Below are 14,106 nucleotides of genomic sequence, written 5' to 3' on the forward strand. Positions count from 1 at the left end.
CGTACTCAAGCAAACCCGCTTGGGGTTTGTCTCAGCCGGTGATCGCCCGACCGGCCCCTTCGACGGGGTCGTCGAGGGGCCCCTCGGGCGAGGGTCGCGCCGCTCAGTTCGCCGGCACGTACATCTGCGCCAGGCGGCTCATCAGACGCAGCGACAGGCGATGCATCGTGATGACCTCCAGCAGGCCGTTGCGGTGCAGCTCGACGATCTTCGCGTCGGGCAGCTCGGCCAGGGCCTTCTCATTGATGGTCAGGAAGCCGTCCACGTCCAGCTTCTCGCCGCTGGGCAGCTGCGCCTCGAAGCGCATGTCCTGCAGCAGGTCCAGGTCCTGCAGCAGTTCGCAGGCCTGGCGGGTGCGCTCGGCTTCGCGCTCGAAGTCCTCGCAGAACTGCTTGGCGTTGAGCAGCAGCTCGGTGGCCTCGCCGTCCGCCTTGAACAGCGGCTCGCCGTCGGTCTCGGAGAACGCGCCGGAGCCCAGGTCCAGGCACAGCGCCATGTCGGAGGTGCTCTCCTCGATGCGGGCCATCGCGAACGGCCAGCGGCGGATGTAGGCCGGCACGTAGCGGCCGGTCCACTGGCCGTCCTTCACGAACAGGTTGCTGCCCTGGCGCAGGCCGAACACCGCCAGCGGGGCGACCGCCGGACGCTGGCCGTCGGTCGCCTGGCCGACGCGCACGAACACCACCGGGTATTCGAGGCTGGCGTCGGCGAATTCGGCCACGGCGACGAACAGCGAGTTCAGCTGCGTCACGCGGTCCAGCACCGGCGCGCCGACCTTCATGCGCGTGTTCTTGTGCTGCACCCGGTCCACGGGGACCAGGTTCTCATACATCGGGGGGTTGCTCATTGATTCACTCCATCGTCCGCCAGTCGCGAGACCAGCACCTTGTCCACACGCTTGCCGTCGAGGTCGACCACCTCGAATCTCCACGCGTCCCACTCCGCCACGTCGGCCGTGCGCGGCAAGCGCCCCAGCAGCAGCATCACCATGCCGGCCAGGGTGTTGTAGCGCCCACGGTCCTCCTCGGGCAGTTCCTTCAGATCCAGGCGGTCCTTCAGCTCGGTGACCGGGATCAGGCCGTCCATCAGCCAGCTCCCGTCCTCGCGCTGGACCGCCCAGGCGTCTTCTCCATCGGACGAGTTGAACTCGCCCGCGATGGCCTCCAGGACGTCGCGCATCGCGACGACGCCCTGCACTTCGCCGTATTCGTCGACGACGAACACGAGCGGCGTTTCCGCGCCGCGCATGTGCGCGAGCAGTTCCATGCCGGACAGCGTCTCGGGCACGAAGACCGGCGGTTCCAGGCCGGTCGACAGATCCAGCGACTCACCGGCCAGCGAGCGCGCCAGCAGGTTCTGCGCGCTGACCGTGCCGACCACGTCATGCAGCCCGCCGCGGCAGACCGGGTAGCGGCTGTAGCCGTGCGCGCGCAGGATCTGCAGCATCTGGTCCGGGCGGTCGCTGATGTCGAGCCACGCGATCTCGGCGCGCGGGATCATCATCGAGCCGATCTGGCGCTCGTCCAGGCGGAACACGTTGCGCACCATCTGGTGCTCGTGCTCCTCGATCACGCCGGCATCCAGGCCTTCCTCGAGGCTGGCGGCGATCTCCTCTTCCGTCACCGCGCGGTTGGCGCGTCCGCCCATGCCGAGCAGCTTCAGCGTGAACTCGGTGCAGAAGCTCAGCAGCTTGACGAAGGGCCGCGTCACCAGCGACATGATCTCCATCGGCGGCGCGACCAGGCGCGCGACGTTTTCCGGGTACATCTGGCCCAGACGCTTGGGGACCAGCTCGCCGAAGATGATGGTGACGAAGGTCAGCACCAGCACGACCAGGCCGGTGGCGGTGATGTCGGCGGCGCGGGCGCTCAGCGGCGTGCTGGCGCGCAGCACGTCGGCCAGCGGACCGGAGAAGGCGGCCTCGCCGACGATGCCGTTGAGCACGCCGATGGAGGTGATGCCGATCTGGACCGTGGACAGGAACTTCGTGGGGTTCTCGTGCAGGTCCATGGCGGCCTGCGCCCCGCCCTCCCCGCTTTCCACCATCACTTGCAAGCGTGCCTTGCGGGACGCCGTGAGGGCCATCTCCGACATGGCGAACAAACCGTTGAGCAGGATCAGGAAGAGAACTAGGGCGGTATCCATTGACAGCGCGGACCGGGTACTAACCCCGAGTCGCGCCCAAAACACAAGGTCGGCAAGGTTAGCAGAGCCTGTGTGACATCGGCACCGCAGAATCCCGCTATGCATTACCTCATCGGCGATCTCCAAGGCTGCTGCGACGCGCTGGCGCGACTCCTGGACAAGATCGATTTCTCCCCGTCCCGCGACCGGCTCTACCTCCTGGGGGACCTCGTCAACCGCGGCCCCGATTCCCTGACGACGCTGCGGCGCCTGCAGTCGCTGGGCGACGCGGCGCAGTGCCTGCTGGGCAACCACGACCTGCACCTGCTCGCGACCGCGGCCGGCGTGCGGGCCCCGCACAAGGGGACACGCTGGACGCGATCCTGCAGGCGCCGGACCGCGAGGCGCTGCTCGAGTGGATGCGCCGGCAACGCCTGGCGATGCGGTCGCAGGGCTGGCTGATGGTGCACGCGGGCGTGGTGCCGCAGTGGGACGCGGACCAGACGCTGGCACTGGCGGACGAGGTGCACGCGCTGTTGCGCGGGCCGGAACTGGCGGAGTTCCTGCCGCAGATGTACGGCAACGAGCCGGATCGCTGGAAGGACGAGCTGACGGGCGTGCCGCGACTGCGCTTCATCATCAACGTGCTGACGCGGATCCGCTTCTGCAACGCGAAGGGGCGGCTGGACTTCAAGACCAAGGAAGGTCTGGGGACGGCGCCGGAAGGCTTCATGCCCTGGTTCGAGGTGCCGGAACGGCGCACGGCCGGTCATCCGATCGCCTTCGGGCACTGGTCGACGCTGGGCCTGGTGCAGCGGCCGGACCTGCTGGCACTGGACACCGGCTGCGTCTGGGGCGGCCAGCTGTCGGCCGCTCGCGTGGCGGAGGGTCAGGCGCTGGAGATCATCCAGGTCGACTGCGTGCAGGCGAAGAAGCCGGGAGCGGATTGAGCGGCACTCGCCGGCGGCCTCTCCGGGCACGCTTAGAATGTCGACTTCTCCTGTGACAGGAGACGTGGCTCGATGTGTCTGTCGGCCGCACTGAAGGAAGCGTGGCCGAGTGGTTTAAGGCACTGGTCTTGAAAACCAGCGACGGGCAACCGTCCGTGAGTTCGAATCTCACCGCTTCCGCCACTCACTTTTCGAACGCGTCCCGCCTTCCAGCCCGCAGTTGAGGAGCTCATCGATGGCCTCCACATTCGACGTTGCCAAGTACATCACCGAGCAAACGGGTGAGGTCTCGGCCATGAAGCTGCAGAAGCTGATGTTCTACGCGCAGGCCTGGAACCTGGTGTGGGAAGAGGCGCCGTTGCTCGACGAGGAGTTCCAGGCCTGGGCCAACGGCCCCGTGCTGCCGAGCCTCTATCAGAAGCACCGCGGCATGTTCAAGGTCGATGCCACCCTGTTCCAGACTGCCGACAGCGCACGGCTGTCACCGGCGGAGCGCGGCAACATCGATCGGGTCCTCGCCTTCTACGGCGACAAGACCGCGCAGTGGCTCAGCAATCTGACGCACCAGGAAGATCCCTGGAAGAACGCCCGCGGCGACACGCCGATAGGCGAAGCGTCCACCACGGTGATCAGCCAGGGCGCGATGCACGAGTACTACTCGTCCCTTTGATGGGTTGACGGCTCGATGGGCAAGAAAAGCGAGGACCGCGCCCGCAGGAAGGCCGCCGCCCAAGCCAGGTTCGAAGCAGGCAAACCGGCGATGCTCGCCCGGGTGCCGACGGCAGACGCCCCCCGTCATGCCATGGCGCCCGCGCCCAATGCCGAGCCCCGCTTGGCGCCTCATCTCGCCCGCGCTGCGACGGTCGCTGCGCGCGCGCCGAAGACGCGCGAGGACGGCAGTCGCTTCCATGCCCGGATGACGTGGTGCACCACGCGCGCGGACAAGGACGATCACTGGTCCTGGGGTGAACCCCGCGCCTGGTCGGAGGAAGAGTGGGACGAGACCATCCACCCTCCGATGCGCGACCTCGCAGGACTCACGTGGGGCGAGATCGACAAGCTCGCTTCAGGCTCCGGCCACAAGATGCATCACCTGCACGAAGTGGGTGACCTGATTGAAGAAGCCCAGCAACGCTGGGTGAGCCTGGACCTGGATCAATTCGACTCGGTCTTCCGGTTCCGTCTCAGCGGCCAGAAGCGTCGCGCGTGGGGATTCATCGTCGACGCGCACTTCCACTTCGTGTGGTGGGACCGCGAGCATTCCCTGTATCCCACCGAGCCCCATTGAGAGTCATGTCGACCCGTCCCACGCTCCACGCCCCTGCCCTGCTCGCCCTCATCGGCGGCAACGAGGACCGGCTGACGCCGGGGACGGTGCTGCGCGAACTGATCGCGGCGTGTGATGAGGGGCGATCGGCCAGTCCGATGGCAGCGCCGCTGCAGGTCGTCGTCCTCAGCACCGCCAGCGGCGAGCCCGACCTGCTCTGGTCCCAGTACGAACCCGCCTTCCGAGCACTCGGTGCCGAGCCGCGCTGGCTCGATCCACGTGACCGTGACGCGGCCGGCGCCACCGATACGCTCGATGCCGCGCGAGCGGCCGATCTGCTCTTCATGACCGGCGGCGATCAGGAGCGGCTGGTCGACGTGATCGTCGACACGCCGCTGCATGCGCTCATCCGCGAACGCCATCGTGCCGGGGAGCTCGCCGTCGCCGGCACCAGCGCCGGAGCGTCGGCACTCGGCGCACACATGCCGGTGGGTGATCTCGACGAGCAGTTCGCGGGGCCGCCGCAACCGCTGCACCGCGCGCTCGGGCTGATGCCCGCGCTCGTCGTCGATCAGCACTTCGCGCAGCGCAAGCGCCATGCTCGGCTGCTGCGGCTCGTGTCGCTCGATCCGAGACGGCTCGGCGTCGGCATCGACGAGGACACCGCGCTGCTCGTCCGTCCGGATGTCGGCCTGCAAGTCGTCGGCAGCGGCGCGGCGACGGTCATCGAAGCCGGCCGCGCCAGCGATCGACGCGAACCCGCCGGCGTCATCGCGCTGGAGAACCTCGGCTTCTACCTGCTCGCCGCGGGCACGTCGTTGCGCTTCGGCGATCCGGCGGTGCCGCCGCATCTGCTGCGCGTTCTGCACGCGATCGCCGCCTCGGCCTCGCTGCGCGACTGACGCGCGATCAGAGACCTGCGGCCACGTGCGCCGCGAAGCCCGTGACGCCCGGTGCGACGCCGTCTCCCAGCTCGTGCCCGTCGGGATAGTCCCCGCCGTTCTGCGCGCGGAAGGCCACCGGCGCCTCGTCGAACACATGGGCCAGCCGCTCGCGCCAGGCGGCCGATGCCGCCTCGACCGCTTCCGGCATCATGCGCCCCGCGCCATGCACCGCATGCGTCTTCAGCACCGACATGCCCGGATAGAACAAGGTGCCATGCGTGATCGGGAACAGCAGCTGATCGATGGGTCCGTTGATGCCGCGCGGGCCGTAGTCGGCGGCCGGACCGCCGGTCGTGACCGACACCATCGCACGCCGGCCTTCGAAACCGCCTTCGCCGTAACGCACCCGGTTGCCCTGCCCGTTGCGGCCGTAGGCCAGTCCGCGCGCCCAGACGCGGTCGATCCAGCCCTTCATGATCGCCGGCATGCCGAACCACCACAGCGGGAACTGCAGGATCACCAGATCCGCCGCGAGCAGCTTGCGCTGTTCCTCGACGACGTCGGCCGGCTGGTGCCCCTGCTCGAAGGCATGGCCGGACTCGCGCACGAAGTCCAGGCGTCCCGTGTCGGTGCGGACCGGGAAGTCCTGCTCGTCGTAGACGGCCTTCCAGCCCATCGCATACAGGTCGGACTGCAGCACCTCGTGGCCGGCGGCACGCAGCGTCTGCCCGGCGACGTCGACCAGCGTGCGCGTCAGGGAGGTGCGCTCCGGTTGAGCGTGGACGATCAGCACGGTCTTGCGATCGGGGAAGTCGGTATCGGGGGAACGGGTCATGGAAGGCTCCGGAAAGTCGAAGTGGCTGGGAATGAACGGGAAGCAATGAACGCAGTCTGACGATCCGCGACCCATCCGTGAAATCACGTCTTCTCTGTCCTACTATCGATTTCATGGATACCAGCCGCATCGACCTGAACCTGCTCGTGACGCTCGAAGCACTGCTGAACGAGCGCAACGTGACCCGCGCCGCCGCGCGCCTGAGCCTGAGTCAACCGGCCGTCAGCGCGCAGCTCGCGCGGCTGCGCGACGTCTTCGACGATCCGCTGCTGCTGCCCGCGCAGCGCGGCATGACGCCGACGGCGAAGGCGCTGTCGCTGCTGGAACCGCTGCGTCTGGCGCTGGACCAGGTCCGCAACGTCGCGAGTTCGCACCTGAACTTCGACCCCGCCACCGCCGACCTCACCGTCACGATCGCGGCCTCGGACTACCTGCAGACCAGCGTCCTGCAGCCGCTGGTGCTGCGGCTGCGCCGCGAGGCGCCCGGCATCCGCATCGCCGTGCGCCACATGGACCCGGCCCAGCACGCCGCGCAGATGGCGCGCGGCGATGTCGACCTGGGCCTGATGCAACCGATCGAAGCCGCGCCGAGCCTGCGCATGCGCGCGCTGTTCCACGAACGTTATGTGCTGATCGCCCGCCGCGGTCATCCGGCGCTGGCAGGCAAGCCGGGCGGGCAGGCGATCGGCAAGCTCAGCGCCAAAGCTTTCGCCAGGCTGGAGCAGGTCATCGTCTCCCTCGCTGGCGGCGCCTTCTCGACGCCCGTCGACCAGGCCCTGGCCGGCCTCGGCCTGAAGCGCCAGGTCGTGCTCTCCGCCGCGTCCTTCCTCTTCGTGCCGGACATCGTCAGCCGTTCCGACCTGGTGGCGCTCGTGCCCGAACGTCTCGTCAAGGGACGCGCCGCAGGTCTGCAAGTCCTGACCCCACCGCTGCCGATCGAGGGCTTCGACATCGCCATGGTCTGGCACGAACGCAACCAGGGCCATGCCGCCCAACGCTGGCTGCGCGAGCAGGTGCTGGCGGTGGGCGGGGCGTGACGACGTCGTGAATCAACGACGATTCGACGTCGTCAAAACACTCATACAACGTATGACAAACAGGTTCTTAACCTGAAGCTGTCCGCAAGCTGTCGAACCACCTTCGATGAGCCATCGCTGCGCAGAAATGCGTACGACACGGCAGAGCGGCGCCGGAACCATGGGCACATCTCGATACCTCCCGGTGTGCCATGACCCTCAATCGTTCACTCGTCCGAGGCCTGTTCCTCGCCGCGGTGGCCCTGTTCTTCGGACTGGGCGCGCTGCGTTATCCCATCGGCCGCATGGACCATGCCGGCGCCGGCATGTTCCCGCTGATGATCAGCATCCTGCTGGGCCTGGTGGCCATCTCCACCATCGTGCGCGGCATCGTCGCCGGCGGCCCCGGCCTGGAGTTCCAGGTCAAGAACATCGGCCTGATCCTGGCCGCGCTGACCGCGTTCTCGCTGACCTCGCGCTTCGTCAACATGTCCGCCGGCATCGTCGTGATGGTGTTCATCGCCACGGCCGCCGGCAGCAACTACTCCTGGAAACGCAACGTGGTGATCTCGATCGGCCTGCTGGCCATCGCCTTCGCCTTCCAGAAGTTCCTCGGCCTCAACCTGCCGCTGCTGTAAGGCCCCGACCATGGAAATCCTCCACAACCTCGCGTTCGGCTTCGAGCACGCGCTGACCTGGCAGAACCTGATGTTCTGCGCGATCGGCTGCGTCGTCGGCACCCTCGTCGGCCTGCTGCCGGGCCTCGGCCCGCTGGCCACCATCAGCGTGCTGCTGCCGCTGACCTACTCCATCCCCGTCAACGGCGCGCTGATCATGCTCGCCGGCATCTACTACGGCGCGCAGTACGGCGACAGCGTCAGCGCCATCACGATGAAGATCCCGCATGCGAGCTCCATCGTGGCCTGCATCGACGGGTACCAGATGACCTTGAAGGGGAAGACGGGCCTGGCCCTCTTCACCGCGGGCATCTCGAGCTTCATCGGCGGCACCGTCGCCATCGTCGTGCTGGCCTGCCTGGCACCGACGCTGGGTGAAGTGGCCTTCCTGTTCGGCCCGGCCGACTACTGCTCGCTGATGCTGCTGGGCTTCCTCTGCGTGAGCTTCGTGACCACCGGCAGCCTGCTCAACGGTCTGGCGATGTGCCTGATCGGCGTGCTCTTCGGCCAGATCGGCACCGACGTCAACAGCGGCCTGGAGCGCTACACCTTCGACATGCCCTTCCTCGCCGAAGGCGTGGGCCTGGTGAGCATCGCGCTGGGCTGCTTCGGCATCGCGGAGATCTCCAAGAACCTGGACGCCAAGAACGAGCGCACGCCCTTCAACGGCAAGATCCACCTGATGCCGACCTGGCCCGAGTTCAAGCGCATCATCCCGAGCGCCCTGCGCGGCAGCGTGATCGGCTCGGTGCTGGGCATCCTGCCCGGCGGCGGCCCGACGATCGCCCAGTTCGCGGCCTACGCCGTGGACAAGAAGGTCAGCAAGTACCGCCACGAGATCGGCGACGGCGCCATCGAAGGCGTGGCCGGCCAGGCCGCGGCCGACGAGGCCGCCGCCCGCACCAGCTTCATCCCGCTGATGTCCATCGGCATCCCGGAGAACCCGGTGATGGCGCTGATGATGGCCGCGTTCATCATCAAGGGCATCCAGCCGGGTCCCAACATGATCGGCGGACACCCGGACATCTTCTGGGGCCTGGTCGCCTCGATGTGGGTCGGCAACGTGTTCCTGGTCGTGCTGAACGTGCCGCTGGTGCGCTACTGGCTGTCGGTCTTCAAGATCCCGTACAACGTGCTGTTCCCGTCGATCCTGTTCTTCTGCTGCATCGGCACCTTCAGCGTCAACAACAACCTGGACGACATCTTCGTCACCGCGGCCTTCGGCCTGGCCGGCTACATCTTCATGCGGCTGGACATGGACCCCGCGCCGCTGATGCTGGGCTTCATCCTGGGCCCCATGCTGGAAGAGAACTTCCGACGCGCGATGCTGATCAGCCGCGGCCACTTCGACGTCTTCGTGCAGCGCCCGATCAGCGCGACGCTGCTGGCGATCATCGCGTTCTTCATCGCGTGGCAGTTCATCGCCTTCATCCTGTCCAACCGCAAGGGCACGAAATCCGCGGGCGGTCATGACGACGACGACACCAAGGGCAAGGACGGCGGCGGGGTGACGCCGCAGGTGGCTTGATTCATCCCCCACCGGCGCGGCGACCACCGCCGCGCCGGGCGCGTTCGGGCGCGCTCCGCCACCTTCAGCCGCCGGCCGTGATCACGACCGGCGGCTTTTTCTTGCCGCGTCGGCGAGCGCCGGACTCAGGCCGTGCCCAGCATGCCCTTCTGCTCGATGAAGGCGACCACCTCGTCCAGTCCGCTCAGCGTCTTGAGGTTGGTCATCACGAAGGGCCGCGTGGGCCGCATGCGTGTCGTGTCGGCCGCCATCACGTCGAGGTTGGCGCCGACATGGGGCGCGAGGTCGGTCTTGTTGATCACGAACAGGTCGCTCTTCGTGATGCCGGGCCCGCCCTTGCGCGGGATCTTCTCGCCGGCGGCGACGTCGATGACGTAGATCGTCAGGTCGCTCAGTTCCGGGCTGAAGGTCGCGGCGAGGTTGTCGCCGCCGGACTCGATGAACACGACGTCCGCCTCGGGGAACTGGGCCAGCATGCGATCGATCGCCTCGAGGTTGATCGACGCGTCCTCGCGGATCGCGGTATGCGGACAGCCGCCGGTCTCCACGCCCAGGATGCGCTCGGCGGGCAGCGCGCCGCTGATCGTCAGCAGGCGCTGGTCCTCCTTCGTGTAGATGTCGTTGGTGATCGCGACCAGGTCCCACTTCCCGCGCATCGCCTTGCACAGCATCTCCAGCAGCGTCGTCTTGCCGGAGCCGACCGGTCCGCCGATGCCGACGCGCAACGGCGGCAGGCGCTTGGTGCGGCCGGGGATGTGATGGAGGGCGGAGGTGGACGTCGTGCTCATGATCGGAACAATCGGGAGTACTGGGTTTCGTGGCGCGCCGCGAGGACGGACAGCATCGGCGCGAACAGCTGCCGCCGCGCGGGCGGCGTGGCGATGGCCTCGGCCACCGCGGCGGGGATCTCGGACGCGAGCCGCGTCAGCACGCGCTGGCCGGCGGTCTGGCCCAGCGGCACGGCCTTGAGCGCCGCCTGGACCTGGTTCTCCGCCCAGCCGAAGGCCTGCGTGAACAAGGCCTGCTCGAGCGGGACATCGATCGTGGCGAGCGCCAGCGACATGACGAAGGCGTAGGGCAGCGGCTGCCCGTCGGCGCAGGCCGTGAGCAACGCGAGCTGCGCGGGCGAGGCCATCGGCTGGCCGCGCAGCCAGACCAGCAGCGACTGGCCCATCTGCTCGCTCTGCAGGCGCGCCTCGGCACCGTCGCGCGTGACGCGCAGCCAGCGCGCGATCTCGCGCAGCGCGGGCTCGTCGCCGGACCGCCACGCGGCGATGCCCTGGGCGATCGCCGCGAGGTCACCGCGGGCGAGCAGCCGCAGCTGCTGGCTGAGCCACGCGCCGGCGCTGGTGTCGTCGTGCACGAGACCGTGCTCGACCGCCGCTTCCAGCACCTCCGAATACGAGAACGCGCCGATCGGCAAGGCCGGCGACGCGAGCCACGTCAGCCGCAGCAGCGGCGGAACGGGATCGAAGACGGGATCAGTGGTCGTGACCACAGCCCGGACCGTGCACATGGGGCGCCGGAGCGGCCTGGATCGCGATGGTCTTCTTCGCGGCGGGCTTGTGACCGTGATCATGCGAGTGTCCGTGCGAATGCTCGTGGCCATGGTCATGCGCGGCGTCGTGCGAGTGTTCCTTGCCGTGGTCATGCGCATGCGCGTGGCCATGACCTCCGGCCGCGTAGGCGCCGGCCTCGGGCTCGAAGCCTTCCTCGACCTCGTTCACGATCAGGTGCATCGCGCGCAGCATGTCGGCGAGCACATGGTCGGGCTCGATCTTGAGGTGATCCGGCTTCAGCTCGATCTGCACGTGGCGATTGCCGAGGTGATAGGCCGCGCGGATCAGGTCGAACGGCGAACCGTGCGCCGTGCAGGCGGTGATGCGGAGCAGCGCCTGCGGCGCCGCCACGACGCGGACCAGCGAGCCGTCCTCGGCCACCAGCACGTCGCCGCCGCGCACCGTGGTGCCGCGCGGCAGGAAGACACCGAGCTCGCGGCCCTGGCTGTCGGCAACCTGGAAGCGGCTCTTCTGGCGCGTGTCCCAGTCGAGCGTCACGGACGCGGCGCGCTTGAGCAGCACGGGGGCCAGGCCGGCGCCCTGCGCCAGCAGTTTGGAGACTTGGATCATTCAGAACAGGAAGTAGCGCTGCGCCATCGGAAGCACCGAGGCGGGCTCGCAGTGCAGCAGCAGGCCGTCGGCGCGCACCGCATAGGTCTGGGGGTCGACCTCCATCCGCGGGGCATAGTCATTGTGGACCATGTCCTTCTTGCCCACGCCACGGATGCCCTTCACCGCGACCGCGGTCTTGGCCAGGCCGTAGCGCTGCGGCGCCCCGGCGGCGATCGCCGCCTGCGACACGAAGCTCAGCGAGGCCCGCGCCAGCGAGCCGCCGAAGCTGCCGAACATCGGCCGGTAGTGCACCGGCTGCGGCGTCGGGATCGACGCGTTGGGATCGCCCATCGCCGCCATCGCGATCACGCCGCCCTTGAGGATCAGCGAGGGCTTCACGCCGAAGAAGGCCGGCTTCCAGATCACCAGGTCGGCCCACTTGCCGATCTCGATGCTGCCGACCTCGTGGCTGACGCCGTGCGCGATCGCCGGGTTGATCGCGAGCTTGGCGACGTAGCGCTTCACGCGGCCGTTGTCGTGGCGCTCGCTGTCGCCGGGCAGCTGTCCGCGCTGCTGCTTCATCTTGTGCGCGGTCTGCCAGCAGCGCAGCACCACCTCGCCCACGCGGCCCATCGCCTGCGAGTCCGAGCTGAACATGCTGATCGCGCCGAGGTCGTGCAGGATGTCCTCGGCCGCGATCGTCTCCTTGCGGATGCGGCTCTCGGCGAAGGCCAGGTCCTCGGCGATCGCCGGGTCCAGGTGGTGGCACACCATCAGCATGTCGACGTGCTCGTCGAGCGTGTTGATCGTGTACGGCCGCGTCGGGTTGGTCGAGCTCGGCAGCACGTTGGCCTCGCCGACCACCTTCAGGATGTCGGGCGCATGGCCGCCACCCGCGCCTTCGGTGTGGAAGGTGTGGATCGTGCGGCCCTTGAAGGCGGCCACCGTGTCCTCGACGAAGCCGCTCTCGTTGAGCGTGTCGGTATGGATCGCCACCTGCGTGTCGGTGACCTCGGCCACGTCCAGGCAGTTGGAGATCGCCGCCGGCGTGGTGCCCCAGTCCTCGTGCAGCTTCAGGCCGATCGCGCCGGCCTCGATCTGCTCGACCAGTCCCTCGGGCCGGCTCGCGTTGCCCTTGCCGAGGAAGCCCAGGTTCATCGGGAACGCGTCGGCGGCCTGCAGCATGCGCTCGATGTGCCACGGTCCCGGCGTGCAGGTGGTGGCGAAGGTGCCGGTCGCGGGACCGGTGCCGCCGCCCAGCATGGTCGTCACGCCGCTGGCCAGCGCCTCCTCGATCTGCTGCGGGCAGATGAAGTGGATGTGCGAATCGATCGCGCCGGCGGTGACGATCGCGCCCTCGCAGGCGATGACCTCGGTGCCGGGGCCGATGACGATGTCCACGCCCGGCTGCGTGTCCGGATTGCCGGCCTTGCCGATCGCGACGATGCGGTGGTCCTTCAGGCCGATGTCGGCCTTCACGATGCCCCAGTGGTCCAGGATCAGCGCGTTGGTCATCACCGTGTCGACGGCGCCCTGCGCGCGCGTGCGCTGCGACTGCGCCATGCCGTCGCGGATGGTCTTGCCGCCGCCGAACTTCACTTCCTCGCCGTAGCCGCCGGCGCGCAGGGTCAGGTCCTGTTCGACCTCGATGACGAGCGCGGTGTCGGCCAGCCGGACACGGTCGCCGACGGTCGGGCCGAACATCTCGGCGTAGGCGCGTTTGCCGATGCGGGCCATCAGAGGGCTCCCTGGATCAGGCCGCGGAAGCCCCAGACCTCGCGGCTGCCGGCGTAGTCGACCAGCTCGACGGTGCGCTGCTGGCCGGGCTCGAAGCGCACGGCGGTGCCGGACGCGATGTTCAGGCGCATGCCGCGCGCGGCCTCGCGGTCGAAGACCAGCGCGCCGTTGGTCTCGGCGAAGTGGTAGTGGGAGCCGACCTGGATGGGCCGGTCGGCGCCGTTGACCACGGTCAGCGTCAGCGTGCGGCGGCCCGGGTTCAGTTCGAGTTCGCCCTCGTCCACCAGCAGTTCGCCGGGCGTCATGCGACCACCATGCGGGCGAGCAGACCCAGGCCGAGCAGCGCGATGACGCCGCCCGCTGCGCGCGACCAGACCGGCGCGAGCGAACGCAGCTTCATCCCGAGGGCGAGACCGCCCGCATGCAGCAGCGCGGTCGCCAGGACCATGCCGGCAAGCGCGGCGCCGCCTTGCAGCTCGGCGCCGTGCGCCAGGCCATGGAAGACCGCAAAGGCGCCGACCAGTGCGGCCGACATCGTCGTGCTCAGCCGCCAGCGCGCGGCGGCGACCAGTCCCAGCACGAGCACCGAGGCGGCGACCATGGGCTCGACACCTGGCACCTGGAAGCCCTCGTCCGCGAGTGCGAATCCGGTCAGCGCGCCCGCCAGCAGCAGCCCGGCGAAGGCGAACGGCGCCGCCAGCATGCGGCGTCCGGTCTGCGTCAGCGCGCTCCACAGGCCGACGGCGAGCATCGCGGCCAGATGGTCGAGCCCGGTGAACGGATGGGAGAAGCCGGCGCCGAACACGGCAACGGCGCTCTGGGTGCCGTGGCCGTGCGGAACGCCTTCGCCGGTATGGGCGAAGACGAAGACGGGCAGCACGGCGGCGACGGTCAGGGCGAGCGCCTGGAGGGCCGTCACGGCGGCGTCGGCGAAGGACGCGGGAAGGAGTCGAGCGGTCATCGCGGTCCTCAGGGGA

15 protein-coding genes, 1 tRNA gene and 1 pseudogene are annotated in these 14,106 nt (G+C 68.7%); 8 read left to right on the forward strand and 9 right to left on the reverse strand.

The window, feature by feature from the left end:
• Window positions 1-103: 103 nt before the first annotated feature.
• On the reverse strand, window positions 104-847 hold the full coding sequence (locus ACQ86G_RS00420) for a SapC family protein (protein WP_431258817.1): 744 nt from the start codon (window positions 845-847) through the stop codon (window positions 104-106).
• Complete coding sequence (locus tag ACQ86G_RS00425; protein ID WP_431258818.1) at window positions 844-2,145, reverse strand: hemolysin family protein; 1,302 nt, start codon at window positions 2,143-2,145, stop codon at window positions 844-846. The genes ACQ86G_RS00420 and ACQ86G_RS00425 overlap by 4 nt, the downstream gene beginning before the upstream one ends.
• Before the next feature lie 99 nt (window positions 2,146-2,244).
• Here ACQ86G_RS00425 and ACQ86G_RS00430 point away from each other — a divergent pair.
• From ACQ86G_RS00430 to ACQ86G_RS00450, 5 genes and pseudogenes are all read left to right on the forward strand, one after another.
• A pseudogene (locus tag ACQ86G_RS00430) lies at window positions 2,245-3,074 on the forward strand (symmetrical bis(5'-nucleosyl)-tetraphosphatase).
• Window positions 3,075-3,169: 95 nt separating this feature from the next.
• Window positions 3,170-3,257, forward strand: a tRNA-Ser gene (locus tag ACQ86G_RS00435).
• A 52-nt stretch (window positions 3,258-3,309) separates the two neighbouring features.
• On the forward strand, window positions 3,310-3,744 hold the full coding sequence (locus ACQ86G_RS00440) for a Panacea domain-containing protein (RefSeq protein ID WP_431258819.1): 435 nt from the start codon (window positions 3,310-3,312) through the stop codon (window positions 3,742-3,744).
• Between the two features lie 15 nt (window positions 3,745-3,759).
• Window positions 3,760-4,362 carry a hypothetical protein gene (locus ACQ86G_RS00445; RefSeq protein WP_431258820.1) on the forward strand — a complete coding sequence of 201 codons (603 nt, stop codon included), beginning with the start codon at window positions 3,760-3,762 and terminating at the stop codon, window positions 4,360-4,362.
• A 5-nt stretch (window positions 4,363-4,367) separates the two neighbouring features.
• Entirely contained in the window at window positions 4,368-5,243 is an 876-nt protein-coding gene (locus ACQ86G_RS00450) for a cyanophycinase (RefSeq protein ID WP_431258821.1), read from the forward strand.
• Window positions 5,244-5,250: 7 nt separating this feature from the next.
• Here the strand turns inward: ACQ86G_RS00450 and ACQ86G_RS00455 are convergent, their stop codons facing one another.
• Complete coding sequence (locus tag ACQ86G_RS00455; protein WP_431258822.1) at window positions 5,251-6,060, reverse strand: NAD(P)H-dependent oxidoreductase; 810 nt, start codon at window positions 6,058-6,060, stop codon at window positions 5,251-5,253.
• 113 nt (window positions 6,061-6,173) lie between these two features.
• On the opposite strand from ACQ86G_RS00455, the gene ACQ86G_RS00460 reads away from it, so the two are divergent.
• The 3 genes from ACQ86G_RS00460 (at window position 6,174) to ACQ86G_RS00470 (ending at window position 9,281) form a co-directional block, all read left to right on the forward strand.
• Window positions 6,174-7,097, forward strand: a complete 924-nt coding sequence (locus ACQ86G_RS00460; RefSeq protein ID WP_431258823.1) for a LysR family transcriptional regulator — start codon at window positions 6,174-6,176, stop codon at window positions 7,095-7,097.
• 191 nt (window positions 7,098-7,288) lie between these two features.
• Window positions 7,289-7,714 carry a tripartite tricarboxylate transporter TctB family protein gene (locus tag ACQ86G_RS00465; protein ID WP_431258824.1) on the forward strand — a complete coding sequence of 142 codons (426 nt, stop codon included), beginning with the start codon at window positions 7,289-7,291 and terminating at the stop codon, window positions 7,712-7,714.
• Between the two features lie 10 nt (window positions 7,715-7,724).
• The gene (locus ACQ86G_RS00470) at window positions 7,725-9,281 is read left to right on the forward strand and encodes a tripartite tricarboxylate transporter permease (protein ID WP_431258825.1); all 1,557 of its coding nucleotides are present in this window, start codon (window positions 7,725-7,727) and stop codon (window positions 9,279-9,281) included.
• Window positions 9,282-9,406: 125 nt separating this feature from the next.
• Here ACQ86G_RS00470 and ureG read toward each other — a convergent pair whose 3' ends face one another.
• From ureG to ACQ86G_RS00500, 6 genes are read right to left on the reverse strand one after another with little or no spacing between them, the layout of a single operon-like run.
• On the reverse strand, window positions 9,407-10,069 hold the full coding sequence (gene ureG, locus ACQ86G_RS00475; protein WP_431258826.1) for an urease accessory protein UreG: 663 nt from the start codon (window positions 10,067-10,069) through the stop codon (window positions 9,407-9,409).
• Window positions 10,066-10,779 carry an urease accessory protein UreF gene (locus ACQ86G_RS00480; protein WP_431258827.1) on the reverse strand — a complete coding sequence of 238 codons (714 nt, stop codon included), beginning with the start codon at window positions 10,777-10,779 and terminating at the stop codon, window positions 10,066-10,068. The genes ureG and ACQ86G_RS00480 overlap by 4 nt, the downstream gene beginning before the upstream one ends.
• Window positions 10,763-11,410, reverse strand: a complete 648-nt coding sequence (gene ureE, locus ACQ86G_RS00485) for an urease accessory protein UreE (protein WP_431258828.1) — start codon at window positions 11,408-11,410, stop codon at window positions 10,763-10,765. The genes ACQ86G_RS00480 and ureE overlap by 17 nt, the downstream gene beginning before the upstream one ends.
• Complete coding sequence (ureC, locus tag ACQ86G_RS00490) at window positions 11,411-13,129, reverse strand: urease subunit alpha (protein WP_431258829.1); 1,719 nt, start codon at window positions 13,127-13,129, stop codon at window positions 11,411-11,413.
• On the reverse strand, window positions 13,129-13,434 hold the full coding sequence (locus tag ACQ86G_RS00495; protein WP_431258830.1) for an urease subunit beta: 306 nt from the start codon (window positions 13,432-13,434) through the stop codon (window positions 13,129-13,131). The genes ureC and ACQ86G_RS00495 overlap by 1 nt, the downstream gene beginning before the upstream one ends.
• A complete protein-coding gene (locus tag ACQ86G_RS00500) occupies window positions 13,431-14,090 on the reverse strand; it encodes a HupE/UreJ family protein (protein ID WP_431258831.1) in 660 nt (219 codons plus the stop codon). The genes ACQ86G_RS00495 and ACQ86G_RS00500 overlap by 4 nt, the downstream gene beginning before the upstream one ends.
• Window positions 14,091-14,106 lie beyond the last annotated feature (16 nt).

Source organism: Roseateles chitinivorans, from assembly GCF_050632145.1.
Taxonomy (GTDB): Bacteria; Pseudomonadota; Gammaproteobacteria; order Burkholderiales; family Burkholderiaceae_C; genus Roseateles; species Roseateles chitinivorans_B.

Bases quoted from the DNA above. Each gene is read 5' to 3' on its own strand.
- ACQ86G_RS00495 (WP_431258830.1), bottom strand. From the start codon at position 13,434: ATGACGCCCGGCGAACTGCTGGTGGACGAGGGCGAACTCGAACTGAAC.
- ACQ86G_RS00450 (WP_431258821.1), top strand. From the start codon at position 4,368: ATGTCGACCCGTCCCACGCTCCACGCCCCTGCCCTGCTCGCCCTCATC.
- ACQ86G_RS00455 (WP_431258822.1), bottom strand. From the start codon at position 6,060: ATGACCCGTTCCCCCGATACCGACTTCCCCGATCGCAAGACCGTGCTG.
- ACQ86G_RS00440 (WP_431258819.1), top strand. From the start codon at position 3,310: ATGGCCTCCACATTCGACGTTGCCAAGTACATCACCGAGCAAACGGGT.
- ACQ86G_RS00500 (WP_431258831.1), bottom strand. From the start codon at position 14,090: ATGACCGCTCGACTCCTTCCCGCGTCCTTCGCCGACGCCGCCGTGACG.
- ACQ86G_RS00425 (WP_431258818.1), bottom strand. From the start codon at position 2,145: ATGGATACCGCCCTAGTTCTCTTCCTGATCCTGCTCAACGGTTTGTTC.
- ureG (WP_431258826.1), bottom strand. From the start codon at position 10,069: ATGAGCACGACGTCCACCTCCGCCCTCCATCACATCCCCGGCCGCACC.
- ureE (WP_431258828.1), bottom strand. From the start codon at position 11,410: ATGATCCAAGTCTCCAAACTGCTGGCGCAGGGCGCCGGCCTGGCCCCC.
- ACQ86G_RS00420 (WP_431258817.1), bottom strand. From the start codon at position 847: ATGAGCAACCCCCCGATGTATGAGAACCTGGTCCCCGTGGACCGGGTG.
- ACQ86G_RS00465 (WP_431258824.1), top strand. From the start codon at position 7,289: ATGACCCTCAATCGTTCACTCGTCCGAGGCCTGTTCCTCGCCGCGGTG.
- ACQ86G_RS00470 (WP_431258825.1), top strand. From the start codon at position 7,725: ATGGAAATCCTCCACAACCTCGCGTTCGGCTTCGAGCACGCGCTGACC.
- ureC (WP_431258829.1), bottom strand. From the start codon at position 13,129: ATGGCCCGCATCGGCAAACGCGCCTACGCCGAGATGTTCGGCCCGACC.
- ACQ86G_RS00445 (WP_431258820.1), top strand. From the start codon at position 3,760: ATGGGCAAGAAAAGCGAGGACCGCGCCCGCAGGAAGGCCGCCGCCCAA.
- ACQ86G_RS00460 (WP_431258823.1), top strand. From the start codon at position 6,174: ATGGATACCAGCCGCATCGACCTGAACCTGCTCGTGACGCTCGAAGCA.